The sequence below is a fragment of the Proteiniborus ethanoligenes genome, from assembly GCF_900107485.1.
GTDB classification, from domain to species: domain Bacteria; phylum Bacillota; class Clostridia; order Tissierellales; family Proteiniboraceae; genus Proteiniborus; species Proteiniborus ethanoligenes.
This window is the reverse complement of record NZ_FNQE01000009.1, coordinates 69,277-95,452: the sequence shown is the minus strand read 5'-3', so window position 1 is coordinate 95,452 and position 26,176 is coordinate 69,277. Positions and strand designations below refer to the sequence as shown.

General features: G+C 30.1%; 25 protein-coding genes. 24 read left to right on the top strand and 1 reads right to left on the bottom strand.

The window, feature by feature from the left end; genetic code table 11:
• The first annotated feature begins 235 nt into the window (after window positions 1–235).
• The 3 genes from BLV37_RS05310 to BLV37_RS05300 are packed head-to-tail and all read left to right on the top strand — an operon-like array spanning window position 236 to window position 2,693.
• On the top strand, window positions 236–691 hold the full coding sequence (locus BLV37_RS05310) for a GNAT family N-acetyltransferase (RefSeq protein ID WP_091728290.1): 456 nt from the start codon (window positions 236–238) through the stop codon (window positions 689–691).
• A 13-nt stretch (window positions 692–704) separates the two neighbouring features.
• Window positions 705–1,274 carry a tRNA 5-(aminomethyl)-2-thiouridylate-methyltransferase MnmM gene (gene mnmM, locus BLV37_RS05305; protein ID WP_143031481.1) on the top strand — a complete coding sequence of 190 codons (570 nt, stop codon included), beginning with the start codon at window positions 705–707 and terminating at the stop codon, window positions 1,272–1,274.
• Window positions 1,275–1,295: 21 nt separating this feature from the next.
• A complete protein-coding gene (locus tag BLV37_RS05300; RefSeq protein WP_091728287.1) occupies window positions 1,296–2,693 on the top strand; it encodes an oxaloacetate decarboxylase subunit alpha in 1,398 nt (465 codons plus the stop codon).
• 111 nt (window positions 2,694–2,804) lie between these two features.
• On the opposite strand, the gene BLV37_RS05295 is transcribed toward BLV37_RS05300, so the two are convergent.
• Window positions 2,805–3,443 carry a hypothetical protein gene (locus BLV37_RS05295; RefSeq protein WP_091728285.1) on the bottom strand — a complete coding sequence of 213 codons (639 nt, stop codon included), beginning with the start codon at window positions 3,441–3,443 and terminating at the stop codon, window positions 2,805–2,807.
• Between the two features lie 263 nt (window positions 3,444–3,706).
• On the opposite strand from BLV37_RS05295, the gene BLV37_RS05290 reads away from it, so the two are divergent.
• The 21 genes from BLV37_RS05290 (at window position 3,707) to miaA (ending at window position 26,120) form a co-directional block, all read left to right on the top strand.
• Window positions 3,707–3,919 carry a 4Fe-4S binding protein gene (locus BLV37_RS05290; protein ID WP_244270474.1) on the top strand — a complete coding sequence of 71 codons (213 nt, stop codon included), beginning with the start codon at window positions 3,707–3,709 and terminating at the stop codon, window positions 3,917–3,919.
• Entirely contained in the window at window positions 3,909–5,048 is a 1,140-nt protein-coding gene (locus BLV37_RS05285) for a 2-oxoacid:acceptor oxidoreductase subunit alpha (RefSeq protein WP_091728282.1), read from the top strand. The genes BLV37_RS05290 and BLV37_RS05285 overlap by 11 nt, the downstream gene beginning before the upstream one ends.
• 1 nt (window position 5,049) lies before the next feature.
• Window positions 5,050–5,871 (top strand): 2-oxoacid:ferredoxin oxidoreductase subunit beta, encoded by an 822-nt coding sequence (locus tag BLV37_RS05280; RefSeq protein WP_091728279.1) that lies wholly within the window; start codon window positions 5,050–5,052, stop codon window positions 5,869–5,871.
• A 1-nt stretch (window position 5,872) separates the two neighbouring features.
• A complete protein-coding gene (locus tag BLV37_RS05275) occupies window positions 5,873–6,415 on the top strand; it encodes a 2-oxoacid:acceptor oxidoreductase family protein (RefSeq protein ID WP_091728277.1) in 543 nt (180 codons plus the stop codon).
• A 4-nt stretch (window positions 6,416–6,419) separates the two neighbouring features.
• Entirely contained in the window at window positions 6,420–7,307 is an 888-nt protein-coding gene (locus tag BLV37_RS05270) for a MurR/RpiR family transcriptional regulator (RefSeq protein WP_091728332.1), read from the top strand.
• Window positions 7,308–7,467: 160 nt separating this feature from the next.
• Complete coding sequence (locus BLV37_RS05265; protein ID WP_091728274.1) at window positions 7,468–8,079, top strand: histidine phosphatase family protein; 612 nt, start codon at window positions 7,468–7,470, stop codon at window positions 8,077–8,079.
• 3 nt (window positions 8,080–8,082) lie between these two features.
• Entirely contained in the window at window positions 8,083–9,312 is a 1,230-nt protein-coding gene (locus BLV37_RS05260; RefSeq protein WP_091728271.1) for a BaiN/RdsA family NAD(P)/FAD-dependent oxidoreductase, read from the top strand.
• A 95-nt stretch (window positions 9,313–9,407) separates the two neighbouring features.
• Window positions 9,408–9,854, top strand: a complete 447-nt coding sequence (locus tag BLV37_RS05255; RefSeq protein WP_091728268.1) for a hypothetical protein — start codon at window positions 9,408–9,410, stop codon at window positions 9,852–9,854.
• A gap of 158 nt (window positions 9,855–10,012) precedes the next feature.
• Window positions 10,013–10,684, top strand: a complete 672-nt coding sequence (cmk, locus tag BLV37_RS05250; RefSeq protein WP_091728315.1) for a (d)CMP kinase — start codon at window positions 10,013–10,015, stop codon at window positions 10,682–10,684.
• The gene (locus BLV37_RS05245; RefSeq protein WP_091728266.1) at window positions 10,671–11,264 is read left to right on the top strand and encodes a lysophospholipid acyltransferase family protein; all 594 of its coding nucleotides are present in this window, start codon (window positions 10,671–10,673) and stop codon (window positions 11,262–11,264) included. The genes cmk and BLV37_RS05245 overlap by 14 nt, the downstream gene beginning before the upstream one ends.
• Before the next feature lie 11 nt (window positions 11,265–11,275).
• Window positions 11,276–13,240 (top strand): bifunctional 4-hydroxy-3-methylbut-2-enyl diphosphate reductase/30S ribosomal protein S1, encoded by a 1,965-nt coding sequence (locus tag BLV37_RS05240; RefSeq protein ID WP_091728263.1) that lies wholly within the window; start codon window positions 11,276–11,278, stop codon window positions 13,238–13,240.
• A gap of 186 nt (window positions 13,241–13,426) precedes the next feature.
• Entirely contained in the window at window positions 13,427–14,200 is a 774-nt protein-coding gene (locus BLV37_RS05235) for a CheR family methyltransferase (RefSeq protein WP_091728260.1), read from the top strand.
• A gap of 81 nt (window positions 14,201–14,281) precedes the next feature.
• The gene (locus tag BLV37_RS05230; protein WP_091728257.1) at window positions 14,282–15,337 is read left to right on the top strand and encodes a M42 family metallopeptidase; all 1,056 of its coding nucleotides are present in this window, start codon (window positions 14,282–14,284) and stop codon (window positions 15,335–15,337) included.
• On the top strand, window positions 15,328–16,359 hold the full coding sequence (locus BLV37_RS05225) for a M42 family metallopeptidase (protein ID WP_091728254.1): 1,032 nt from the start codon (window positions 15,328–15,330) through the stop codon (window positions 16,357–16,359). The genes BLV37_RS05230 and BLV37_RS05225 overlap by 10 nt, the downstream gene beginning before the upstream one ends.
• On the top strand, window positions 16,349–17,347 hold the full coding sequence (locus tag BLV37_RS05220; RefSeq protein ID WP_091728251.1) for a M42 family metallopeptidase: 999 nt from the start codon (window positions 16,349–16,351) through the stop codon (window positions 17,345–17,347). The genes BLV37_RS05225 and BLV37_RS05220 overlap by 11 nt, the downstream gene beginning before the upstream one ends.
• A gap of 221 nt (window positions 17,348–17,568) precedes the next feature.
• Entirely contained in the window at window positions 17,569–18,159 is a 591-nt protein-coding gene (locus BLV37_RS05215; RefSeq protein WP_091728246.1) for a MerR family transcriptional regulator, read from the top strand.
• A 157-nt stretch (window positions 18,160–18,316) separates the two neighbouring features.
• Window positions 18,317–19,072: a hypothetical protein gene (locus tag BLV37_RS05210; protein ID WP_091728243.1), complete on the top strand. Its 756-nt coding sequence runs from the start codon at window positions 18,317–18,319 to the stop codon at window positions 19,070–19,072.
• Between the two features lie 110 nt (window positions 19,073–19,182).
• Window positions 19,183–20,517: a tRNA (N6-isopentenyl adenosine(37)-C2)-methylthiotransferase MiaB gene (gene miaB / locus BLV37_RS05205; RefSeq protein ID WP_483145407.1), complete on the top strand. Its 1,335-nt coding sequence runs from the start codon at window positions 19,183–19,185 to the stop codon at window positions 20,515–20,517.
• A 141-nt stretch (window positions 20,518–20,658) separates the two neighbouring features.
• A complete protein-coding gene (gene mutS, locus BLV37_RS05200) occupies window positions 20,659–23,280 on the top strand; it encodes a DNA mismatch repair protein MutS (RefSeq protein ID WP_091728312.1) in 2,622 nt (873 codons plus the stop codon).
• 9 nt (window positions 23,281–23,289) lie between these two features.
• Window positions 23,290–25,161: a DNA mismatch repair endonuclease MutL gene (mutL, locus tag BLV37_RS05195; protein ID WP_091728237.1), complete on the top strand. Its 1,872-nt coding sequence runs from the start codon at window positions 23,290–23,292 to the stop codon at window positions 25,159–25,161.
• Window positions 25,162–25,181: 20 nt separating this feature from the next.
• The gene (gene miaA, locus BLV37_RS05190) at window positions 25,182–26,120 is read left to right on the top strand and encodes a tRNA (adenosine(37)-N6)-dimethylallyltransferase MiaA (RefSeq protein WP_091728310.1); all 939 of its coding nucleotides are present in this window, start codon (window positions 25,182–25,184) and stop codon (window positions 26,118–26,120) included.
• The last annotated feature ends 56 nt before the right edge of the window (window positions 26,121–26,176 follow it).

Genomic DNA, 26,176 nt, shown 5'->3' with positions numbered 1-26,176 from the left:
GAACCACGTCCTTTATAATAATTGACAACTGTTTTGATCCACCTAGTCTTATTCTCATAGCCTTGCGGGAGATAAAAGTTTAAAACTTATCCAACTATAAATGATTTAAATAAGACAGTGGCAATACACTCCATCTAATAGTCAAGCTATAGGTAATTATAAAAAGTCCACAGTGTCTAATTTGATTATAGCGGATAATTAAAATAAATAAGGAAGGAGAGTATGATTTTAGTCCTTGACTATATCATACAAGGTAATTATGTTAATAGCTAGGAAGGCAAAGGATGCTAAAGATAATAATGAGATGTTAAATATCCTAAAACAAAACTATATAGACTGTAACATTGAAAACTCTAGTTTATCTTATATAATAGAAGAGGATAATAATATAATTGGGGGGTGCAACTTTTATTTTATAAAAGACAATGCAGTTATAAATTTTTTGGTTATTGACAAGAATAAGACCGGCGAAAAGATAGGGGATGGTCTTTTAAGAGCAGTATTAAACTACTGCTTGATTAATGGTATTAAAAATGCATATTTTTTAGGTAATAATCAATATTTTATTAAAAAAGGCTTTCGAGAAGAAAGAGAATTCAATAAAGATGTATTTGAAAAAACAGATAAAAAATCAGACACTGTTTTAGTATGCAATATTGAAAAATTCTTAAGCAAGAAATGTTGCCCATAAAGGAGCTGACAGGGTGTACAAATACTTTAATAATGTTACGAAAATAGCTAAAGAACTAATGGTAAAAACAGTTCAAAAAGGGAACATTGTAGTTGATGCAACTGTAGGTAATGGACATGATACTCTTTTACTTGCGAATCTAGTTGGCGGCAATGGGAAAGTATATGGCTTTGATATTCAAGATTCTGCAATTGAAAACACAAGATTAAAATTGGTTCAAAACCATGTTTATGAAAGAGTAATTTTGATAAAAGATAGCCATGAAAGCATGGACAAATACATATTAGAAAAAGTAGATTTTATTATCTTTAATTTAGGATATTTACCTGGAGGCAATCATGAAATTAATACTAAAGCAGAAACCACAATTGCTGCATTAGAGAAAAGCTTGGAATTACTTAAAGAAAACGGACTTTTATTAGTAACTACATATCCAGGTCATAGAGATGGAAAAATAGAGGACGAATATATTAAAAAAACTTTTTCAAGATTAGATCAAAAAAAATTTAATATATTGAAATTTGAGTTTATTAACCAAATCAATAACCCGCCAATACTTTATGGTGTAGAAAAAAACAACTAAAATACCTTAGGGGGAATATTTATGACTAAGCCTAAAATTACAGAGACTATTTTTAGAGATGCTCATCAATCTTTAATAGCAACTAGAATGAAAACAGAAGAAATGCTTCCTATAGCAGAGAGACTAGATGAAGTTGGGTTTTACTCTTTGGAAGTATGGGGTGGAGCTACTTTTGATTCCTGTCTTAGATTTTTAAATGAAGACCCGTGGGAAAGACTTAGAAAGCTAAGAAAGTCAGTAAAAAAGACTAAACTACAAATGCTTCTCAGAGGACAAAACCTTCTAGGATATAAGAACTATCCTGATGATGTAGTTGAGGAATTTGTGAAAAAATCAATTGAAAATGGTATTGATATTATTAGGATATTTGATGCATTAAATGATGTCAGAAACTTGAGCAAATCCATAGAAACTACAAAAAAATCCGGCGGACATGCTCAAGCAGCTATATCGTATACTATAAGTCCAGTACATAATGTTGATTACTATGTGAAGCTATCTAAAGAAATGGAAAACATGGGAGCAGATTCTATTTGCATAAAAGATATGTCTGGGATATTGATGCCATATACTGCATACGAATTAGTAACTAAGCTTAAAAAGGAAATAAATCTTCCAATTCAGCTACATTCTCATTTTACTAGTGGGGTCGCTAACCAAACATATATGAAAGGAATTGAAGCAGGTGTGGATATAGTAGATACCGCTCTTTCACCTTTTAGTATGGGTACTAGTCAGCCATCAACTGAATCTATGATAGCATCCTTAAAAGATTCTCAATACGATACAGGCTTGGATTTAAGTTTAGTTGCTGATATAGCAGACTATTTTAAACCAATCAGAGAAAAATATATTAAGGAAGGAATACTGAATCCGAAGGTTTTGGAAGTAGATAGCAGAACCTTAACCTACCAAGTTCCAGGAGGAATGCTTTCAAACTTAGTTTCTCAGCTTGAGCAACAAGGCTCATTGGATAAATATGAAAAAGTTCTTGAAGAGGTACCAAGGGTTAGAGAAGACTTAGGATATCCTCCTCTAGTTACTCCTATGAGTCAAATGGTTGGTACTCAAGCAGTTTTTAATGTAATACTTGGAGAAAGGTATAAGATGGTTCCTTCAGAAGTGAAGAACTATGTACTAGGTCTTTATGGCTCTCCTGCTGTACCTATATCAGATGAAATTAAGCAAAAGATAATTGGTAACGAAAAAGTGTTTAATGGTAGACCTGCTGACTTACTAGAGCCTCAGCTTGAGAAACTTAAAAATGAAATAAAAGAATATATAGAGCAGGATGAAGACGTATTAACATATGCATCTTTTCCACAAATTGCACTCAAATATTTTCAACATAGGCAGGCTGAAAAGTATAAAATAGACAGTTCTTTGCTTAATGCAGAGGAAAAAACTTACCCAGTATAACCAGTATAATATGTAATAATAAGAGTGACAAACTAGAATATAAATAATAGAATTATTCGTTGGATAAACCTTTAATTCTATTATTTTTTATCTAGTTTACTGTTTTTTCATTTAGCAGTTCCTATGTAAAAAAAGAGTAGTTTTCCTATTGCTAATATAAGTTATGGTTTTAGCCTTTGCTCCCTTTGGAATGGGCTCTCCACATTTTAAACATATGATATTATCTTTTACAATAATGCCCTCTCCCTCAATAGTATTTAAGTTACCGTATTTATTCCAACTTTTCCATCCAGTTTTACACAGATATTTTCTATTGTCATAATCAGCATAAACCCATCTAAGTATAGTGTGGAAATGAAATGGGTATTTATTAAATCTAATATATTCTTCATATAAACCTAGGGTCAAACAATAATCTTCAAAGGTTTTCTCAATAATATACTGTAAAGGCTCTTCGATTTTACAATTAGTATATATATAATTTTTTGATGACAACCATTTTCTTAGATTATCAAACATATATCCTCTACACAGTTCAATTTTTTCGTTTTTTTCAACCTTAAGTTTTTCAAATATTACATTAGTAATCTTAACAACATAATCTAAATAATCTTTTCTATGAAAGCTAGGAGTTCTATAAAGTTCAATAGGGATAAAATCATAATAATATTCCTTTGTTTCCTTTCTCATAGCACCAATACATGTACCACCTATTAAACTTCCACTTCCTGCATCATCTATTTGTATCATTTGAACCTCTCCCTATAAAAATAATATTATTTTTCGATGTTTTAGAATATTATTTATTATTTACTTGAAAAAAATATATATTAGATAATTAAATAAAAACTCTATTATTAACAAAAAAAACAAGTTTTAATGGGAAAATATGAATGTTAACTTGCAGAAAATATAAACAAGTTAAAAAAATGAAATAAAAATTGCAAAAGAGAATATGCTTTGATATGATGTATTTGTATGATAGCTTAACAATATTTAAAGGGGGCTTTAAATTGACAAGTATAGATGATAAGGAGCTTAAACTAAAGGTAGAATGGTGTAAGGGATGCGGAATATGTGTTGAATTTTGTCCTAAAAATGTACTAGAGCTTAAGCAAGGAAAAATAAACATAAAGAATTTAGAAGCATGTATAAAATGTGGACAATGTGAATTGAGATGTCCTGACTATGCTATTTACTTAGGAGGTAAGGAAGATGGAAAGTAAAAGGATTAGGTTAATGCAAGGAAATGAAGCTTGTGTAGAAGGAGCTATAGCTGCTGGAATGAGATTCTTTGCCGGCTATCCAATTACACCATCAACAGAAATTGCAGAATTATCCGCTGAAAAGCTACCTAAAATAGGTGGTAGATTTATTCAGATGGAAGATGAAATTGCAAGTATGGGAGCAATTATTGGTGCTTCACTAGCTGGATTAAAATCAATGACTGCAACAAGTGGCCCTGGATTTTCACTAAAGCAGGAAAACCTTGGTTATGCAGCTATTACTGAGGTGCCATGTGTAGTTGTAAATGTTCAGAGAGGAGGGCCTAGTACTGGTTTACCAACAGCTCCTGCTCAAGGCGATGTTATGCAAGCAAAATGGGGGACTCATGGTGATCATCCAGTTATTGCTTTAACACCATCCTCAGTGAGAGAGACCTTTGATCTTACAATAAAAGCCTTTAATTTTTCAGAAAAATATAGAACCCCTGTTATATTGTTAATGGATGAGGTTATAGGGCACCTTAGAGAGAAAATTGAAATTCCAGATTTAGACAATGTTGAAATAATAGATAGAAAAAAACCTAATAAAGAAACGGTTAATTATAAGGCTTACGAGGTTTTACAAGGTGAAATTGTTCCAAGAATGGCTGCTTTTGGAGACGGACATAGATTTCATGTTACTGGATTAGTTCATGATGAAACAGGTTTTCCAAGTGGGAAATCTGATGTAGCGGAGAAATTAATAACTAGACTTGTGGACAAGGTAGAAGAAAATAAAGATGATATTTCCTTGTACGAAGAGTTTCATTTAGAGGATGCTGAAACAGTAGTAATAGCATATGGTGGCACCGCAAGATCTGCAAAACGTGCAGTTGAACTTGCAAGAAATCAAGGTTTAAAGGTAGGTCTATTTAAGCCTATTACTATATGGCCGTTTTTAGATAATCAAATTATTGAGCTATCAAAAAATGTTAAGAATATTATTGTAGCAGAGATGAATTTAGGACAATACGTAATAGAAGTAGAAAGAGTAGCTAGTAAATATGCAAATATTCATCGATATAATAGAGTTCATGGTGAATTGATATCACCAGATGAAATATTGACTAAGATTAAGGAGGTATATTAAAGTGCCTAGTAAACTTGTTGAAACTTATTTTAGGTCAAATAAATTACCTCATATTTGGTGTCCTGGATGCAGCAATGGAATAGTTATGAGAGCTATTGTGAAGGCTTTGGACAATTTAAATATGAATAAAGATGACGTATGCATTGTATCTGGAATTGGCTGTTCTTCTAGAGCTACTGGATATTTAGATTTTAACACTTTACATACAACACATGGAAGAGCACTATCATTTGCAACAGGTATTAAAATGGCTAATCCAAAGCTAGAGGTCATTGTTATTACTGGAGATGGAGATAGTGCCGCTATTGGCGGTAACCATTTAATACATTCTGCAAGAAGAAATATTGGCATAACTACAATAGTTTTCAATAATAATATTTATGGTATGACAGGTGGACAGTATTCTCCGGCAACACCAACAGGTGCTATGGGGACAACAGCTCCTTATGGAAATATTGATTCAAACTTTGATTTATGTCAATTAGTAAAAGCAGCCGGAGCAACTTATGTTGCTAGATCAACAGCTTTCCATACAAACATGATTATTAGTCAAGTTGAAGAAGGAATTAGAAACAAAGGATTTTCTTTTATTGAAGTTGCAAGTATTTGCCCAACATATTACGGTAGAAAAAATAAAATGGGCAATGCTGTTGATATGATGAAAAACTTTAAAGAAAATACTGTTAATATTAAAGCTGCAGAAAAAATGAATCTAGAACAAATAAATAATAAGCTTATTATAGGCGAAATTCATAAAGCTACCAAGCCTGAATATACAGAAGAGTATCAAAAAATAATTGATAGTTTTCAAAAGGAGAGATAGTATGTCTAATCAATATGAAATACGATTAAGTGGTTCAGGTGGTCAAGGTTTAATATTAGCTGGAATAATTTTAGCTGAAGCGGCTATAGAAGACGGGAAAAATTCTGTTCAATCCCAGTCATATGGACCAGAAGCCAGGGGTGGAGCAAGCAGGTCTGAAGTAATAATTAGTAATAATGAAATTTATTACCCTAAGGTTAATGAATGTGATTTAATGTTGGCTTTAACCCAACTTGCATGTGATAAATATGTAGATACCTTAAAAAAAGGTGGAACTTTAGTTATTGATGATACTATTAATCCACCACATAGAAATGATATAGATATAATAAGCATTCCAATAGTAGGTACTGCAAATGAAAAGCTTAATAAACCAATGGTTGCAAATATAATAGCTCTTGGAGCAATAAACTGTATATCGGGAATTGTTTCTAAGGAGTCTTTGAAAAACGCAGTATTAAGTAAAGTACCAAGAGGAACCGAACTTTTAAATGAAAAGGCTTTAGAGGAAGGTATGAAGCTAATTAATGGATGCAAGGAATGATATTATGGATGATAAAAAAAAGGATTTAATGAAAGTAATACAAATGAATTTTACTAGGTTAAGTAAAGGGCAAAAGATTATTGCTGAATATATTATGTCCAACTATGATAAGGCTGCTTTTATGACGGCTTCAAAGCTAGGAGAGGTAGTAGGGGTAAGTGAATCTACAGTAGTAAGATTTGCTACATCACTTGGATTTTCTGGTTATCCTAGCTTGCAAAGTGCATTGCAGGAATTAATCAAAAACAAGTTAACTACAGTGCAAAGACTAAGTATGTCTGATAACTATTCAAATAATGAAGTTGGATTAAAAAAAATTCTAAGGACTGACATGGAAAACATTAAAGCTACAATAGATGATATGAATGTTGAAACATTTGAAAAAGTCGTGGATAGTATTTTAGAGGCTAGAAGAATCTATATTTTAGGTTTGCGAAGTTCAACTGCATTAGCAGATTATTTAGGATTTTACCTAGGAATACTTGTAGATGATGTAAAAGTTGTTAAGACGGGAACAAGTGATGTTTTTGAACAAATATTAAGAGTAACTAAGGATGATTTAGTAATAGGAATAAGCTACCCAAGATATTCAAGAAGAACTTTAGATGTACTCAAATATGTTAAAGGTCAACAATGTAAAATTGTTGGGATTACTGATAGTTTAGTTTCGCCCATAGCAAACATAGCAGATTATACTTTAATTGCAAGAAGTAATATGCTGTCCTTTGTAGATTCTTTAGTTGCCCCTATGAGCTTAATAAATGCTTTGATTATAGCAATAGGTATCAGAGAAAAAGATAATATAAAAAAATACTTTAATGAATTAGAAATTATTTGGAAAGAGTTTAATATTTATGATAGTAAGGATAAAACAAGTCAGAATGATAAGTAAATAAGTAAGGGATTGGAGTTTTCCAATCTCTATACTTTTAAATATATATATCTTAATTGATGTTATCATAACTGATAATCAAATTTTTCATATAAATTAAATTATTATATTTATTTTTATAGTATAATATATATAATGTAATACATACAAGGAGGCAATAATGAATCGACTATATTTACTGCGACATGGAGAATCTGAATGGAATATATTAAATAAAATTCAAGGACAAAAGAATACTAATCTCACAGATAGGGGTATAATACAAGCAAAGCAAGCTGCAAAAAGACTTATGCATGAGAAGATAGATATTATTTTTTCAAGTGATTTAAATAGGGCTTTTGATACAGCTAAAGTTATTGGAGAATTCCTTAATTTAGATGTTAATAGTTTAAAGGAATTAAGGGAGATAAGCTTTGGTGTATGGGAAGGACTAACTACAAATGAGATAAAAGAAAAATACCGAAATGAGCATATTGTTTGGATGACTAAACCTCACGATCTAATATTACCTAATGCAGAAAGCTTAATTGATTTACAAGAAAGGCTCTTAGGAATTGTTAATAATCTTATTAAAAAAAATAGCAATAAAAATATTTTAATAGTTTCACACGGTGCTTCAATTAAAGCACTAATCCTTGGAATATTGGGCATAGATATATCTATGTATAATAAACTTTCTATAAGCAATACAGGCTTGAGTATTATAGAATATAGGGATTATTCTCCTGTTTTAAAATTATTAAATGACACAAGTCATTTTAGGGAGGTTTAAATCTTGAACAATCATGTGGCTGTAATAGGAGGAGGGCCTGCTGGCATAATAGCTGCTGCAACTGCTGGTTCTTTAGGAAAAAAAGTTACACTGTTTGAAAAAAACAACAAATTAGGAAAGAAACTTTTTATAACTGGAAAGGGCAGATGTAATATAACTAATGCTTGTGAAATTGAAGAGTTAATTCAAAATGTAGTTGTTAATAAAACTTTTTTATATAGTGCGTTCTACACTTTTACTAATACTGATATTATAAAAATAATGAATAAGTATGGTGTTTCTACAAAAATTGAACGTGGAAATAGAGTGTTTCCTATCAGTGATAAATCCAGTGATGTAATAAAAGCTTTAGAAAAATATTTAATAGATAATAAAGTAGAAGTTGCTTTAAATAAAGAAGTTAAATACATAAAAAAAGTGGATACTGATTATTTTGAATTAGGATTTTCTGATGGTACAAAACAAAGGTTTGATAAGGTTATAATAGCAACAGGCGGAAAATCCTATGAGCAAACTGGCTCTACGGGAGATGGATATACCTTTGCAAAATGTTTTGGACATACTATTATAGATCTAAAACCTGCTTTAGTTCCATGTGAAATTAATGAAGAATGGGTAAAGATTTTACAAGGTCTTGCATTAAAAAATGTTAAAATTTCTGCATATGCCGATAAGAAAAAAATTTTTGAGGATTTTGGTGAACTTATTTTTACTCATTATGGCATATCAGGCCCTGTTGTATTAACCATGAGTAATTATATAAATAGATATAATGGTAAAAACATAAAAATTGTCATAGATTTAAAACCTGGACTTTCTGATGAAAAGCTGGAGTCCAGAATTTTAAGAGATTTTGAAAAGTATTCAAGAAAACAGTATAAAAATTCTTTAGACGATTTATTGCCTAAAAGACTAATACCGATTATAGTCCAGCTTTCTAATATTGACGAAAATAAATTCGTAAATCAAATAACCCGTGAAGAAAGAAAGCAAATAGTAAATGTACTCAAAAATTTAGAAATGAGTTTTTTAAAATTTAGACCTATTAATGAAGCAATAGTTACCTCTGGGGGTGTTTCCACGCTAGAAATAGATCCATCTACTATGGAATCTAAGGTTGTGAAAGGTTTGTTTTTCGCAGGAGAAGTTATTGATGTAGATGCGTTAACAGGAGGTTTTAATCTGCAAATAGCATATTCTACGGGATACCTTGCAGGTAAGAATTGTCAATAACAATGGATTTTATAAAAATGTGCTGCTAAAGTACATTTTTTATTTTTTCTTTGCATAATTTATCTTAATAGAAATTTTTATTAGGAGGATGCAAAATGAAGAATATGAAAAGTATTCTTGACAAGATTGAATCAATAATATTAGGATTATGTGTTTTAGGTGTATTTATATTTATAGTGCAGTTAGGCTTTATGGAAAGCACAGATATAACAACATTTATTAATACATATGAAGAAGATGAAGGCAGCAGTATGAATATTAAAGAAGCAGGGTATGTTGTTGTAAAAAAAGAAACTAATGATTTTGAAAAGCTAAAAATTATTATAAATGGAAAAGATAAATATAAATTTTCTAAGAATAACGAAGTGCAGCTAAAGGTATACGATGGAGATATAATAGAAGTTGATAGCTCTATGTATGATAAAGAGGTGGAGATAAAGATTGTAGGCATAAGTAAAAATGTTCAATTTCCTAAGCTTGAGGAGAAAATAATAACTAAAAATAGCATTGATTTGATTTCTTGGGTCAAAATAAAACCATAATTTTATTATATCAATACTTTGATTCATTTATACAATATTAAATAAACAAATAAATGCCCTTGAGTAGTGGTAATTTTTAATATATAATTATAAAGTAGACATGGAAATTAGGCATTAAGCCACTTATAAGGTGGTTATGTTTGTTAGAGGAGGATAAAATGAGGAACTTTGCAATTGCAATAGACGGACCTGCTGGTTCAGGTAAAAGCACAATAGCAAAAAAACTATCTGAAATATTGGACATTGATTATATAGATACTGGAGCCATGTATAGAGCTTTTGCTTTAAAGATTCTTAAATGCAATATAAATATTAACGATATATCTAGCTTAAATAAAGTCTTAAATTCTACCATCATAGATTTTAAAGACAATCATATTTTCTTAGATGGACAAATTGTAGATGAAGAAATCAGAAAAAATGAGATTAGTGCAGGTGCCTCTGATGTAGCTAAAATTTTCCAAGTAAGAGAAAAGCTTGTTGAAATTCAAAGAAATATATCTAAAGACAGAAGTATTATAATGGATGGAAGAGATATTGGTAGTGTAGTTTTACCAGAAGCGGAGTTTAAATTCTACATTACCGCATCTATTGAAGAAAGAGGTAAAAGAAGATATAAAGAACTAATACAAAAAGGCTACAATGTTAATTTAAACGAGATAATCAAAGAAATAGAAGAGAGAGATAGAGCAGATAGCACTAGAAAAATTGCACCTTTAATAAAATGTAAAGATGCAGTTGAAGTGGATACAACAAATAAAACTATTGATGAGGTAATATCAGAAATGCTAAAGATAATTGACAGGAGGGCAAATAATGTCATTATATAGTATTGCTAAGGGAATACTTAATGTAGTTTTTAAGTTTTTATTTAGAGTAAAAGTAATTGGAGCTGAAAATATACCACTTAAAGGTAAAGTAATAATTTGCTCTAATCATGTAAGCTTATTAGATCCTATTACTGTTGCTATTTCTGTACCTAGAAGAATATATTTCATGGCAAAAAAAGAATTATTTGAGAATAAAATCTTAAGGAAACTTCTTGAAAAATTAGGAGCATTTCCAGTAGACAGAGAAGGTGCTGATTTAGCTGCAGTTAAAAACTCTTTAAGAATATTAAAAAACGAAAATGCTCTTGGTATATTTCCTGAAGGGACTAGAGTTGATAAAGAGAATATTGACAATGCTAAACCCGGAGTTACCATGATTAGCATCAAAGGAAAGGCACCAATTATTCCTATTTATATAGATACTAGGTACAAGCCATTTAAGCAAACCAAAGTAATCATTGGGGAACCAATAGCTTTAGATGAATATTTTGAAAAGAAGTTAAATATGAATAATTATTACGATTTAAGTAAAGAAGTTATGAGCAAAATTTATAGTCTTAAAAATTCTGTAATAAATTAGGAGGAAACATTTTGAAAATTATTATTGCGGAAAATTCTGGATTTTGCTTTGGAGTTAAAAAAGCAATTGATTCTACACAAAAAATTTTGAAAGAGAATAATGAAAACACTTATTCTTTAGGACCTCTTATTCACAATAATCAAGTAATAAAACTTCTTGAAAATAAAGGACTGCAGGTTATAGAAAACATCCTAGATGCAAATGAAGGACGAGTGATTATCAGATCTCATGGCGTTCCATTATCAGTTTATGATACAGCTAAGGATAAACAACTAGATATTATAGATTGTACTTGCCCATTTGTTAGAAAGATACAGAGTAAAGTACAAGAGTACAGTGAAAAAAACTATCAAATCGTTATCATTGGAGATCCCAATCATCCTGAAGTCATAGGCATAAATGGCTGGTGCTATAATAATGCTGTAATAATAAATAGTGAAGAAGATATTGAAGTTATGTCAAATTATGATAAAATATGTATTGTAGCACAAACAACCTTTTATGAAGATAAATTTAATGCTCTAGTAAATTTAATTTCACATAAAGGAAATACAGTAGAAGTATTTAATACCATATGCAACGCAACTCATTTAAGACAAAAATCCTGTGAAGAGATAGCCAGAATATCAGATGCAATGGTGGTGATAGGTGGACACCACAGTTCTAATACGCAGAAACTTGTTGAAATTAGTAAAAAATTATGTAATAATACTTATCATATCGAAACGGTAGAAGAATTGCCTTTTGATGAGCTTAAAAGATTCAAAACTATAGGATTAACAGCAGGAGCCTCTACTCCTAGCTGGATTATTAAGGAGGTTTACGATAAAATGAGTAATTTAGAAGATATGAATGAACTGATGAAAGCCATTGAAGATACAATGGTAAAAGTTCAAAGAGGGGACACAGTAAAAGGTAAGGTTATATCATTAAATGATGATGAAGTAATGGTTAACATTGGTTATAAGTCTGACGGTATTATTAAGAGAGATGAATTATCTAATGATCCAGACATAAACCCTGTAGACATACTATCAGTAGGTGATGAAATAGAAGTATATATTATTAAATTAGATGACGGCGAAGGAAATGTAATTCTTTCAAAGAAAAGAGTCGACACAGTAAAAAGCTGGGATGAATTAGAGCAAGCTTTTAATGATAAAGCTATTATAAATGCTAAAGTAATTGAAGTTGTTAATGGTGGTGCAATTGCATTAGTAAAAGGGCTTAGAGGCTTTATTCCTATTTCTCAAATAGCAAATAGATTTGTGAGTGATTTACAGGCTTTTTCAGGTAAATCTTTTGATGTTAAAGTAATTGATTTTGATAAGAACAAAAAGCGAATAGTACTTTCAAGAAAAGTTGTTGAAGCAGAAGAAATGGAAAACAAGAAAAATAGACTTTGGAAAACCATTGAAAAAGATCAAATAGTTGAAGGTCAAGTAAAAAGGATAACTGACTTTGGTGCTTTTGTAGATATAGGTGGCGTAGATGGTTTAGTTCATATTTCTGACCTATCTTGGTCTCACGTAAAGCATCCAAAAGAAGTAGTTAAAGAGGGCGATTTTGTTAAGGTAATAGTATTAGATACTGATAAACAAAAAAATAGAATTTCTTTGGGATTAAAACAAGCATCTCCTCATCCATGGGAAAATATATATGAAAAATATAATGTAGGAGACATAGTTGATGGTAAGGTAGTTAGACTAGTTGACTTTGGTGCTTTTGTAATGCTTGAAGAAGGCATTGAAGGTTTAGTTCATATTTCACAAATTTCTGATAAGCACATAGCTAAACCATCAGATGAATTAAAAGTTAATGAAAATGTAAAAGTAAAGATATTAGATGTTAACAAAGAGGATAGAAAAATCAGTTTAAGTATAAGAGAGGCTTCCACTAATGTACCAGAAGAAACTATTGAATATAAAAGTGATGATAATATTACAATTGGAGATATAATTAAAGAAAACGAATAGAATGAGGTAGAAGCCTCATTCTTTTTTTTGAAAAAAGAATAATTTTTTAAAATATGTAAAGAATATTAATGACCTCACAAATACATCAAGACCCCCTTTATATAGTTTCCTGTGGTCTATTGCCACAGGTCTTTTTTATTGATAGAATATATATATTGCTTAATAGTAAAGAAGAGAGGTCAGAAAATGGACAAGTATGAACAATTTAAAAAACAGGTTTATTCACTAGTGGGAATAGACTTATCAAGTTACAAAGAAAAACAAATGAAACGGAGAATTCAATCCCTTTTATCGAGAAACAATTACAAGGATTTTGATGATTATTTCGAAGGACTAAAGAAGGACAATAGATTACTTGACGAGTTCATAAATTATTTAACAATAAATGTATCTGAATTTTTTCGAAATCCTACTCAATGGGATGTATTGGAAAAGGAAATACTTCCTGAACTAATAAAAAATAATCGTAAGCTTAACTTATGGAGTAGTGCCTGCTCAACTGGAGAGGAGCCTTATACTCTAGCAATGCTTCTTACTAAATATTTTGATTTAAAGGATATTAAAATTAAGGCTACGGATATTGATTTGGGAGCAATAGAAAAAGCTAAAATGGGAGTATACAGCGAAAAGAGCCTTCAAAATGTCCCCAAAGAATTTGTACATAAATATTTTGAAAAAGTGGGGAACAGCTATAAAATACATCAATCAATCAAAGATTGTGTAGAATTTAAACGCTTAGACTTACTTCAAGATAGGTATCCTGATAATTGTCAGCTTATTCTATGTAGAAATGTGTTAATTTATTTTACTGAGGAAGCTAAAGTAGATATATATAAAAAGTTTAATGAATCACTTAGTACTGACGGAATATTATTTGTTGGGAGCACAGAACAAATAATTATGCCAGACAGATATAATTTTAAACCAGCAAAAACATTTTTTTATAAAAGAATTACCTAAGAAAAGCTACTGTGGTCGCATTATTAAATAGTATTTGTAATAATAAAAATTATAAATATATACTGAAAGGGGAGAAATATTTTGGAGGTTTATGATTTATTAAAGCTTTTATGTGAAGAGTCAGGAGTATCTGGACATGAAAACCATGTTGCAGATAAAATTATTAAGGCTTTTAGTAACTATACAGATGAAGTCTATACAGATAAAATTGGAAATGTAATGGCAGTTAAAAAAGGCGAAAATAGCTCTAGTAGAATTAAAATAATGATTGCTGCTCATATGGATGAAATAGGATTGATGGTTAAGGACATTGATGAAAAAGGCTTTATTAGGTTTACTACAATAGGTGGCATAGATCCAAGAACTCTGTTGGCACAAGAAGTTATTGTTCATGGGAAGAAAAATATATTTGGAGTCATTGGGGCAAAGCCTCCTCACTTACAGGATGAAACTGAGAGAGAAACTGCAGTTAAAACTGAGGATTTAACTATTGATGTTGGATTCTCAAAAGAACAGCTTGAAGGCTTAGTAGATATAGGAGATACTATAACAATTAATAGAGATATTGTTAAACTACAAGGTAATTATATAAGCGGAAAAGCATTAGACGATAGGGCCGGCATCGCAGCCATGTATGAATGTGCAAAGGAACTAATGTGCTTCAAGCATGAGGCTGAAGTTTATTTTGTTTCAACTGTACAAGAAGAAGTTGGTGTAAGAGGTGCAACAGTAAGCACATATAGTATAAATCCTGATATAGGTATTGCAATAGATGTTGGATTTGGTTCTTCTCCAGATATACCTAAAGAATATACTTTAGATATGGGTAAGGGACCAGGGATAACTATTGGAGGGAATATTCATCCAAAACTAAGAGAAAGACTTACAGAAACGGCGAAATCATATAATATCCCATATCAGTTTGAAATAGATCCAGGCCCTACTGGTACAGACGCAAGAGCTATACAAATTACAAGATGCGGCGTTCCTACATTGCTGATTTCTTTACCTTTAAGATATATGCATACCTCAATTGAAACAATTAATATTGAAGATATCAAAATGACTGCAAAGTTGTTAGCTAGATTTATATATGATATTTCTCAAGAAAGCTTGGAGGGATTATTATGCTATTAAAAAAGCTTACAGAAGCTTGTGGCGTTTCAGGAAATGAAAAAGAAGTCAGAGAGCTAATTATTAATGAAATAAAGGATTATGTTGATGATATCCAAGTAGATAGAATAGGTAATATTATTGCATATAAAAAGGGTACTATGGATTCACCTAAAATAATGATAGCTGCACATATGGATGAAGTTGGTTTAATGGTTACAAAGATTGAAGAAAGTGGACTTATAAGGTTCACAAATGTAGGAGGAATTGATCAAAGAGTTCTTGTTTCAAAACCTGTTTTGGTAGGTAAGAAAAAGATAAATGGTGTAATTGGTGCTAAACCATTTCATTTACAAAAAAGAAGTGAATGGAAAAAAGCTTTGGGGTATAAGGAACTATATGTAGACATAGGAGTAAATAATAAAGAAGAAGCTGAAAAGCTTGTTAGCATAGGAGATTATATTTCTTTTGCAAGTAATTATGTAGAATTTGGAGATAATTTAGTAAAAGCAAAGGCTTTAGATGATAGAGTTGGTTGTAGTATATTAATAGACCTTCTTAAAACAGAAAGAAAACTATCTATTTATGGTGTTTTTACTGTAATGGAAGAGATAGGCTTAGTTGGAGCTGGTCCAGCTGCATATAGGATAGGACCAGATATTGGAATAGTTCTAGAAGGAACCACTTGCTCTGATGTTCCAGAAATAGAAGGACATTTACAAGCTACAGAACTAGGAAAAGGGCCAGCCATTTCTATTATGGATAGAACAACAATATTTAACAGAGAATTCAGGAGCTTTATTATAGATATTGCACAAAAAAACAACATACCTTTTCAGCTAAGAAAAACTTCTTTTGGTGGAAATGATTCTGGAAAAATACACTTAACAAAGGAAGGTTCAATAACTGCAACGATTTCAGTTCCGTGTAGGTATATTCATTCACCTATTAGTGTGATGAATAAAGAGGATTTTAATAATGCAAGTAAGCTTTTAGGTTTATTAATTGAAAATCTTGAAAAAGGAGGCTTTAATAATGAAATTTAATGGGGAATTATTAAAAAAACTAGTTGATGCTTTTTCTCCCTCTGGCGATGAAAGGATAGTTGCTGAGATTATTAAAGATGAAATAAAGAGTTATGTTGACGAAATAATAATTGATAGTTTAGGAAATCTTATTGCACATAAAAAGGGAAATGGAAAAAAAGTCATGGTCGCTGCTCACATGGATCAAATTGGCTTATTAATAACTGACATTGATGAGAAGGGATTTTTAAGATTTACTAATATTGGTGGTATTTCACCATACATATCTTATGGTCAGCGTGTAGTATTTAAGAATGGAAGAATTGGGATCGTATATGCTGAAAGTATGGATGACATGAGTAAGCTAAAATTAGAAAACATGTATATTGATATTGGCGTAAATTCAAGAGAAGAAGCAGAAAAAAGAATCGGTATTGGAGACACTTGTGTATATATATCACAATATTATGAAGATGAGAATAATGTTATTTCAGGTTGTCTAGATGATAGAATAGGCTGTTACGTGTTGATTGAAGCGTTGAAAGATCTAAAAAATGTAGAAAATGATATTTATTTTGTTTTCACTACACAGGAAGAAGTAGGATTAAGAGGTGCAAAAACCTCTGCATATAGGATAGATCCCGATTTCGGCATTGCAGTGGATATTACGGGCTCAGGTGATACGCCAAAAGCAAAAAGACTTGCAGTAGGTCTAAATAAAGGAGCTGCTATTAAAGTAAAGGATAATAGCATAATTGTAAATCCGAAAATAAAGGATTTTATGGTAGAGGTTGCAAAAGAAAACAATATACCTTATCAGCTAGAAGTTTTAGAATATGGCGGAACAGATTCTGGTGCTATTAATCTTACAAAAGAAGGTGTTCCAACAGGTGCAATATCAATTCCTACTAGATATGCCCACAGTGGTAGTGAAACCATATCTAAGAATGATGTTAATAATTGTATAAAGTTACTGACAGGTATACTTAATAAAAAAATTGAATTTTAAATTTGGTCTAAAGGGTGGATTACCACCCTTTTAATATTTCATCTCTTAATCATACAACTTATTTGTAATAAATTGTAGCTAACATGACTATTTTATAAAAAAATTAAAATATTTGTTTGAATTTATCGGAATATTTTGGATGTTATTATAAAAAAAGTAAAGGAAATATTGATTTAATGAAGAATTTATTTAATAGTCTAAGTTTCTAGGAGGTGAATTCCATGTACGATACAGAAAGAGAATTTACGATTTCTGAAGTTTCTGAGCTAACTGGATATCCGGCGCATGTAATTAGGTATTATGAAAAGGAGTTTGAGCTAGAAATACCTAGAAATAGTGCAAATCATAGGTATTATACTTATAAAGAATTAGAGATTTATAATTACATAAAAGCACTGCAGGAAAAAGGATTTTCAAATAAGCAGATAAAATTAATAATGAGTTCTCCTGAAATATTAGTATCCAATGGTGAAACTGCTGTAACAACCATAACTAAAAAAGAAGCTGATATTGTTCCAAACTATACAGAAATCTGTTGCATGTTCAAAGAAATGATTTCGGATGAACTAAAACCTATTTTACTTGAAAAAGAAGATATGAATTTAAGTGTTATTAGTGAGCTTAGAGACGAAATAGTACAATTAAGGCGTGAAATCAGCAGTAAAGAAAGAGATGTTTTAATATGTGAAAATATAAAACTTAAAATGAAAGTTAAAGAAAAATCATATGAGGTAGTTGAATTAAAGGATAGGTTAAAAAGAGAACAAGAAACTAGTAGAGGAATTTTTAACAAAATATTTAGTAGAAAGTAAAAAGTTAAGCCTAACATCTTAGTTAGGTTTAACTTTTTTACTTTCTACCCTTAAATACATGTATAGTTTTTCATTATATAACAAAAACAAATTGATATAATTATTATCATTTCTTCAAAAAATAATTTTGAAAGTAGCTTTTGAGAGGAGAATGTATATGTTTCCCAATACACAAACTATTTCTTTGTTACCAAAAGAAATACAGATTTATAGAGACTATATTAATAATCAAACCGATCCAATTAAGCGAGAAGTTTTCAACTACAGCTTAGTATCTTATATTTCTAAATCTATAGAACCTTTTCCAGTTAATGCTGAGTGCTTATATGAAATCAATAGTAACCATATTCTACAATATTTTGCGTTAAGCTATATAAGACATAGGCAACAACATAAAAATAGCTTAGATTATACTTGTATTAGATTAGAAGATTTGTTTTATACTAGCAATTTTATTAAAGTTTTTTTTGACACTTTATTACCTATAAAGAAAGAGAGTTTAGAAAGTATATTTTGGATATTTCCTAAATTAGAAATCAAATACTTTGTATCAAATAACTTTTTTGAAGGTAATTTTAACAGCCACTTTTATGATGATACAACACTTATAAAGTTTATAATGATAATATCAGAGTTTTCTCAATATGAAGTTCATGAGCTAGCAGATAGTTCAGAGGATTATTTGAAAACTATTAACTATCCAACTCTTATTTTAGCTAATATAGGCTTGTATGAGAAAGGTATTATTAAAATAAAAGATGAAAATAATACAGTAGGAATATATCTAGATTTAAATTCTAAACAAGAAGAATGCCAAATTTTTTCAAATAATAGCTCATTTTTAAAACAAAGTATCCTTAATGTAATAAATAAAACCCAAAATTTAAAGTATAATATGGAGGATTTTTTATAGCTCTAAATTTACTCTAAACTACTTTTTTTTTGATGATTTGTTTGTTATAATTAGATTTAATTGCTATAATTGTACAAACAAGCATAAGAAGTATGAGGAGGATTTTAATGATAGATTGCATTAAGAAGTATTCAATAGTTACCTGGGGTTGTCAGATGAATGAACATGACTCTGAAAAAATGTCTGGAATATTAGAATCATTAGGATATGAGAGCACAAATATTAAAGAAGAAGCTGATTTAATTATTTTTAATACCTGTTTAGTTAGAGAAAATGCAGAATTGAAGGTTTATGGTAATTTAGGAGAGTTAAAGGCTCTAAAAAGAGATAAGCCTGATTTAATAATTGGTATATGCGGCTGCATGATGCAAAAAGAGGAAATACGTGATTTTATAAAAGATAAGTATAGATTTGTAGATATAATATTTGGGACTCATAATATTCATAAACTTCCTGAATTATTAGCTAATCATAATTTAACTACTAGGATGATAATAGATGTATGGGAAGATGGAGGCAATATTATTGAAGGAATACCTGCAAAAAGAAAATACGATTATAAAGCTTTTGTGAATATTATGTATGGTTGCAATAATTTTTGTAGCTACTGTATAGTTCCTTATACTAGAGGAAGAGAAAAAAGTAGGGAAGCAAATGATATTGTTAAAGAAATTAAAATGCTTGCTAATGAAGGATGTAAAGAGGTAACCCTTTTAGGTCAAAACGTTAATTCCTATGGGAAATCCTTAGAATCCAAAACTACTTTTGCGGAACTATTGTATTTGATTAATGATATAGAAGGTATAGAAAGAATAAGATTTATGACTTCACATCCTAAGGATTTATCTGATGAACTTATATATGCAATCAGAGATTGTGATAAGGTTTGTGAGCATATTCATTTGCCATTCCAAGCAGGTAGCGATAGAATTCTAAAGCTTATGAATAGAAAATATACTAAGAGCCAATATTTAAATTTAATTGAGAAAATTAAAAGTGAGATACCAGATATCTCTTTAACTACAGATATAATAGTTGGATTTCCAGGAGAAACTGAAGAAGATTTCTTAGAAACCATCGATGTAGTCAAAAAAGTTAAATTCGACTCTGCCTTTACTTTCTTATACTCTATAAGAGAAGGAACTCCAGCTGCTAACATGGATAACCAAATTTCTGATGAAATTAAGCATGAAAGACTAAAGAAGCTTTTAGAAGTTTTGAATCCTATAAGTAACGAAAATAATTTAAAGCTATTAGATACAGTTCAAGAAGTTTTAGTAGAAGATACTAGTAAAACAGATGATACTGTTTTAAGCGGAAGAACTAGAACAAATAAACTAGTGCATTTTAAAGGAGAAAAAAGCTTAATTGGGAAAATAGTCAATGTTCATATTGTTAATACAAAAACTTGGACATTAGAAGGCAATGTAATAAGTAAGAAATAGATGTACAAGGATATGCTTTTTATGAAAATAGGCTAAGATTAAATTAGCCTATTTTATTTACATTATTTTTACCATTAATAATATATGGTATAATAGTTAATAACGGCTATTTTGGAGGTAATTGATTTGAGTTTAACGCCAATGATGAAACAATACTTTGAAATAAAAGAAAACCACAGAGATTCTATTCTTTTTTTTAGATTAGGTGATTTTTATGAAATGTTTTTTGATGATGCTATTATTGCTTCAAGAGAATTAGAAATAGCACTGACTGGAAGAGATTGCGGTTTAAAAGATAAGGCGCCTATGTGTGGAGTTCCATATCATTCAGCAGATTCATATATAGCAAAGCTAATAGAAAAGGGTTATAAGGTTGCTATATGTGAACAAATAGAAGATCCTGCCAAAGCAGTTGGTATTGTAAAAAGAGATGTTGTAAGAGTAGTAACTCCTGGAACAATTATAGATTCCAATGTATTAGATGATAAGAAAAATAATTATCTATGCTGTATATACATGAACGAAAAGGGTTTTGGTATAGCTTATACTGACGTATCTACAGGTGATTTCTTTACAACTGAGAAAAGCGATGAAAATGGTGATATAATTAGTCCTCTTTTTGATGAACTAGGGAAGATACTACCAACTGAAATTATATGTAATACTCATCTTTATGAAAATACCTCTTTAACTATGAAAATAAAACAAAGATTTAATTGTATGATTAATGAATTTCATCAATGGGTATTTGATTTTGACTTTTCTAAGGAATCAATAAAAAGGCAACTATCAGTTGTTAATCTTAATGGTTTGGGATTAGAAGATAAGGATTATTCTGTAGTTGCATCAGGTGCTTTAATTGAATATTTAAGGGAAACCCAAAAAATTTCATTAAATCATATAAACAAGATAACCCAATATTCTTCTAAAAACTTTATGACTTTAGACATAAATACTAGAAGAAACCTAGAACTGACAGAGACTATTAGAGGTAATGTAAAAAAAGGCTCATTGCTATGGGTATTAGATAAAACTTCTACAGCAATGGGAGGAAGACTATTAAAAAAATGGATTGAAGAACCCTTGTTAAGCAGAAAAGATATAGAAAATAGACTAAGCATAGTTGAATATTTGACACAAAATATTATGCTTATAAATGATATTAGACTATTACTTAAGGAAGTATATGATATAGAAAGGCTTATGTCAAAAATTATTTTTGGAACCTGTAATGCAAGGGACTTAATATCTTTAAAAAATTCTATTAAAACTTTTCCTCAAATAAAAGAATTATTAAGTTCTTTAGATTGCGAAGAACTATTAAACATTAGCCTTAATATAGACGGCCTTGAGGATATTTATATGCTAATCCAAAATTCAATATTAGACGAGCCTCCATTTTCTGTGAGAGAGGGTGGATTAATTAAAGATGATTTTAATACAGAGATTAAATCCCTTAGAGAAGCTTCTGCCAAAGGTAAAGAGTGGCTATCAAAGCTAGAAGAATCAGAGAAAACTAAAACAGGCATTAAAAATTTAAAAGTTGGATTTAATAAAATATTTGGATACTATATTGAGGTTTCAAAATCAAATATTAAGTTTGCTCCTGATTATTTTATTAGAAAGCAAACACTGGCAAACTCTGAAAGATATATTACTCCAGAGCTAAAGGAAATAGAGGATAAAATTTTAGGTGCAGAAGACAAGATGATAGCACTTGAGTATGAAATATTTGTTAGTATCAGAGACAAAATAGCCTCTGAAGTTAAAAGAATACAGGACGACAGTAAAGTTATTGCACAAATTGATGCCTTAAATTCCTTAGCTCTTACTGCATATAATAATAACTATATAAAACCTAAGATTAATTCTAATGGGATTATTAAAATTAAAGATGGCAAGCATCCTGTAGTTGAAAAAGTTCTTGAGGAAGGGTTATTTGTACCAAATGATACACTTTTATCTAATGAAGAAAATAGAGTTTTAGTTATTACTGGACCTAACATGGCTGGTAAATCTACATATATGAGACAAGTAGCTCTTATAGTTTTAATGATGCAGATAGGTAGTTTTGTTCCTGCAGAAGAAGCTGATATATGCATTGTAGATAGGATATTCACTAGAATAGGTGCTTCTGATGATTTATCTCAAGGCCAAAGTACCTTTATGGTAGAAATGAGCGAAGTAGCTAATATATTAAACAATGCAACCAAAGACAGTCTTTTAATACTTGATGAAATAGGAAGAGGCACTAGCACTTATGATGGTTTAAGCATAGCATGGGCAGTAATAGAATATATAAGCGATAATAATAAAATTGGTGCAAAAACATTGTTTGCTACTCATTATCATGAGCTGACAGAATTAGAAGATAGATTAAGTGGAGTAGTTAATTATAAAATATTAGTACAGGAAAAAGGTGAAGATATCATATTCTTAAGGAAAATTCAAAAAGGTGGAGCTGATAGAAGCTATGGTATAGAGGTTGCAAAATTAGCCGGAGTAAGCAGTGATGTAATAAATCGAGCTTATGAATTACTAAATGAATTAGAAAAAAGGGATATTAATAAATCAGAAATAGCTCTGTCTTCTAGAGAGCGACCAAAAACTTCTAAGGATAAGAACAGCTTACAGTTAGATTTTTTTAGTGTAAAGGAACGTAATATAATTGAAAAGCTTAAAAGTATAGATGTCGCTAACTTAACACCCATAGATGCAATAAACATCCTATATAAGCTTAGTAAAGAATCAAATGAAATATAGGTGATATAAATGAACAATCAAATTAAACTTTTAGATAACAGTACAATAAATAAAATTGCTGCAGGAGAGGTAATAGAAAGACCTGCATCAGTAATTAAGGAGCTTATAGAAAATTCAATAGATGCTCTGTCGTCTTTTATTACAATAGAAATAAAAGATGGTGGGAAAAACTACATCAGAGTAACAGACAATGGCATAGGTATTAGTCCAAAATACATTGAGCTAGCTTTTTTGAGACATTCAACTAGTAAGATTAATGGTGTAGATGATTTACAATCTTTATCAACACTTGGATTTAGAGGAGAAGCCTTACCTAGTATTGCTTCAGTGTCTCAGCTGGAGCTCATTACCCGAACAAAAGATAATATTGGAGGAGTACGTATTTCTATCAATGGTGGACAAATAATAGAAAAAAACGAGATTGGATGTCCAATAGGTACTACTATAATTTTAAAAAATTTATTTTTCAATGTGCCAGTAAGACAAAAGTTTCTTAAAAGTGATGCTGCAGAAGCCTCTAATGTTAGTGATATAGTATATAAATTAGCTTTGGGTAATCCTGGAATTAAGTTTAAGTTTATAAAAGATAATAAAGTAATTTTAAACACTCCAGGAAATGAAGATATTAAATCTACAGCTTATAGTCTTTTAGGAAAAGAATTTGTAAGCTCTATGTTTGATATTGAATATTCTGGAGATGATATAAAGATAAATGGTTTAGTTTGTAAGCCTTCATTTACTCGTGGCAATAGAAACCATCAATATACTTATGTCAATGGGAGATATATAAAAAATGAAGATATAACAGAAATCATAGAAGATTTATATAAAACTCTTATTCCAATTAACCGGTTCCCAGTATATATAATTTATATAAATATCAGCCCTGAGTTAATAGATGTTAATGTGCATCCTACTAAAACAGAAATAAGGTTTTCTAATAAAGAAGCTCTTAAGAAAATATTATCTAATGCTATAAAAAGTACTTTTTTCAATAATACTTTAATACCAACGGTTACTTTACCAACAAAAAACAAGACAGAGGACAATTTACAAGAAAAACAGGAATCATTTCTAGACTCTGTTAATGTAGAAAAAACACAAATTTATCAACAAGAACAGTATTTACATGATATAGAAAGAAAGCCTAGTTGTAAACACAATAAGTCTATATCAGAAAATGTAGATGTCGATGCAAGTAGTATCATCAGGATTCTGGACTTAAGTGTAAATGAAACAGAAGAGAGTCTTTATTATGAAAATTCCGATAGAGATGAAGCAGTAGAAAATAATACTTCAATACCAGAATTAAGAATTATAGGTACATTATTCGATACTTATATTTTAGCTGAGGATAAAATCAATAAAAATTTATATATGATTGATCAACATGCTGCACATGAAAGAATAATGTATGAAAAAATAAAGCATCAGCTTGAGCTAGATAAAGTATATATGCAACAATTGATTACGCCCCAAATTATCAATATGTCTCATGGTGAGATGCAATTGTTTAAAGAAAACATCAATATATTTATGAAATTAGGATTTGATATAGAAGAGTTTGGATTTAATTCAGTTGCTATTCGAAGTGTACCACTAGTATTTGGTGTTCCTGATGCAAAAAACCTATTCTTAGATATTTTAGATAATTTAATGGATGAAATAAAAACCAGCTATGATATAAGACTCGATAAGATCATGAAAATGGCTTGTTCAAGTGCAATAAAGGCAGGTTATAACATGAAGGAAGTAGAAATTGATATCTTGCTAAATGATTTAAGAAACGCTGATCAGCCATATACCTGTCCTCATGGTAGACCAGTGATTATCAAAATATCTAAATATGAAATAGAAAAAAGATTTAAGAGAGTACAGTAAAGGATGATTTGATGAATGAAATGAAACCACCTCTAATCATAATAACTGGTCCAACTGCTGTTGGGAAAACTAGTATATCTATAGAGATAGCGAAAAAATTAAATGGAGAAATTATTTCGGCAGACTCAATGCAGATTTACAGATATATGGATATTGGAACTGCAAAGATTTCAAGGAGTGAAATGGAAGGGATTCCCCACTATCTAATAGATGAAATAAGTCCAGATGAAAATTTTTCTGTTTCAGATTTTCAGTTGAATGCAAGTAAATATATAACTGCAATATTAGCTAAGGGAAAGTTGCCTATAATAGTGGGGGGAACAGGATTATATATTAACTCTTTGCTCTATGATTTAGATTTTAGTCAAGCTGTTTCAAACTGGGAATTAAGAGATAATCTTTTTATGAAAGCAAAGCAATACGGCAATGAATGGATTTATAATGAGCTGAAAAAAATAGACATTGAATCAGCAAATAGAATACATATTAATGATACTAAAAGGATTATTAGAGCTTTAGAGATATTTCATGAAACGGGAAAACCAATGTCACATTTCTATAAAGACTTTAGAAAAGAAAACCACAAGTATAATATAGTATTTATTGGCCTTACTATGGATAGGAAACTGCTATACGAAAGAATTAATAAGCGAATAGACTTAATGATTCAAAAAGGGTTAATTGAAGAAGTCAAAAGTCTATTACATATGGGTTATAGTGAAAATCTAGTATCAATGCAGGGATTAGGATACAAAGAGATTATACAATTTCTAAATGGAAAGTGCAGCTTAGATGAAGCTGTTGAAATACTCAAAAGAGATTCAAGAAGATTTGCAAAGAGACAATTAACCTGGTTTAGAAGAGAAAAAAATATTAATTGGATAGATGTTCATGATTTTGATAATAAGGATAATTTAATTGAACATATTGTTGAATACATAAAGGAAAAAATTAATTAAAGTAGAATATAGAAAACAAACAGGGAATTTATATTTTAAGTTATAAAATTTATAAT

What these genes read in the sequence shown, in the direction of transcription:
- BLV37_RS05300 (WP_091728287.1), top strand. Translation starts at nt 1,296, where the DNA reads ATGACTAAGCCTAAAATTACAGAGACTATTTTTAGAGATGCTCATCAA.
- BLV37_RS05295 (WP_091728285.1), bottom strand. Translation starts at nt 3,443, where the DNA reads ATGATACAAATAGATGATGCAGGAAGTGGAAGTTTAATAGGTGGTACA.
- BLV37_RS05285 (WP_091728282.1), top strand. Translation starts at nt 3,909, where the DNA reads ATGGAAAGTAAAAGGATTAGGTTAATGCAAGGAAATGAAGCTTGTGTA.
- BLV37_RS05275 (WP_091728277.1), top strand. Translation starts at nt 5,873, where the DNA reads ATGTCTAATCAATATGAAATACGATTAAGTGGTTCAGGTGGTCAAGGT.
- BLV37_RS05270 (WP_091728332.1), top strand. Translation starts at nt 6,420, where the DNA reads ATGGATGATAAAAAAAAGGATTTAATGAAAGTAATACAAATGAATTTT.
- BLV37_RS05265 (WP_091728274.1), top strand. Translation starts at nt 7,468, where the DNA reads ATGAATCGACTATATTTACTGCGACATGGAGAATCTGAATGGAATATA.
- BLV37_RS05255 (WP_091728268.1), top strand. Translation starts at nt 9,408, where the DNA reads ATGAAGAATATGAAAAGTATTCTTGACAAGATTGAATCAATAATATTA.
- cmk (WP_091728315.1), top strand. Translation starts at nt 10,013, where the DNA reads ATGAGGAACTTTGCAATTGCAATAGACGGACCTGCTGGTTCAGGTAAA.
- BLV37_RS05245 (WP_091728266.1), top strand. Translation starts at nt 10,671, where the DNA reads ATGTCATTATATAGTATTGCTAAGGGAATACTTAATGTAGTTTTTAAG.
- BLV37_RS05235 (WP_091728260.1), top strand. Translation starts at nt 13,427, where the DNA reads ATGGACAAGTATGAACAATTTAAAAAACAGGTTTATTCACTAGTGGGA.
- BLV37_RS05225 (WP_091728254.1), top strand. Translation starts at nt 15,328, where the DNA reads ATGCTATTAAAAAAGCTTACAGAAGCTTGTGGCGTTTCAGGAAATGAA.
- BLV37_RS05220 (WP_091728251.1), top strand. Translation starts at nt 16,349, where the DNA reads ATGAAATTTAATGGGGAATTATTAAAAAAACTAGTTGATGCTTTTTCT.
- BLV37_RS05215 (WP_091728246.1), top strand. Translation starts at nt 17,569, where the DNA reads ATGTACGATACAGAAAGAGAATTTACGATTTCTGAAGTTTCTGAGCTA.
- BLV37_RS05210 (WP_091728243.1), top strand. Translation starts at nt 18,317, where the DNA reads ATGTTTCCCAATACACAAACTATTTCTTTGTTACCAAAAGAAATACAG.
- mutS (WP_091728312.1), top strand. Translation starts at nt 20,659, where the DNA reads ATGATGAAACAATACTTTGAAATAAAAGAAAACCACAGAGATTCTATT.
- mutL (WP_091728237.1), top strand. Translation starts at nt 23,290, where the DNA reads ATGAACAATCAAATTAAACTTTTAGATAACAGTACAATAAATAAAATT.
- miaA (WP_091728310.1), top strand. Translation starts at nt 25,182, where the DNA reads ATGAAACCACCTCTAATCATAATAACTGGTCCAACTGCTGTTGGGAAA.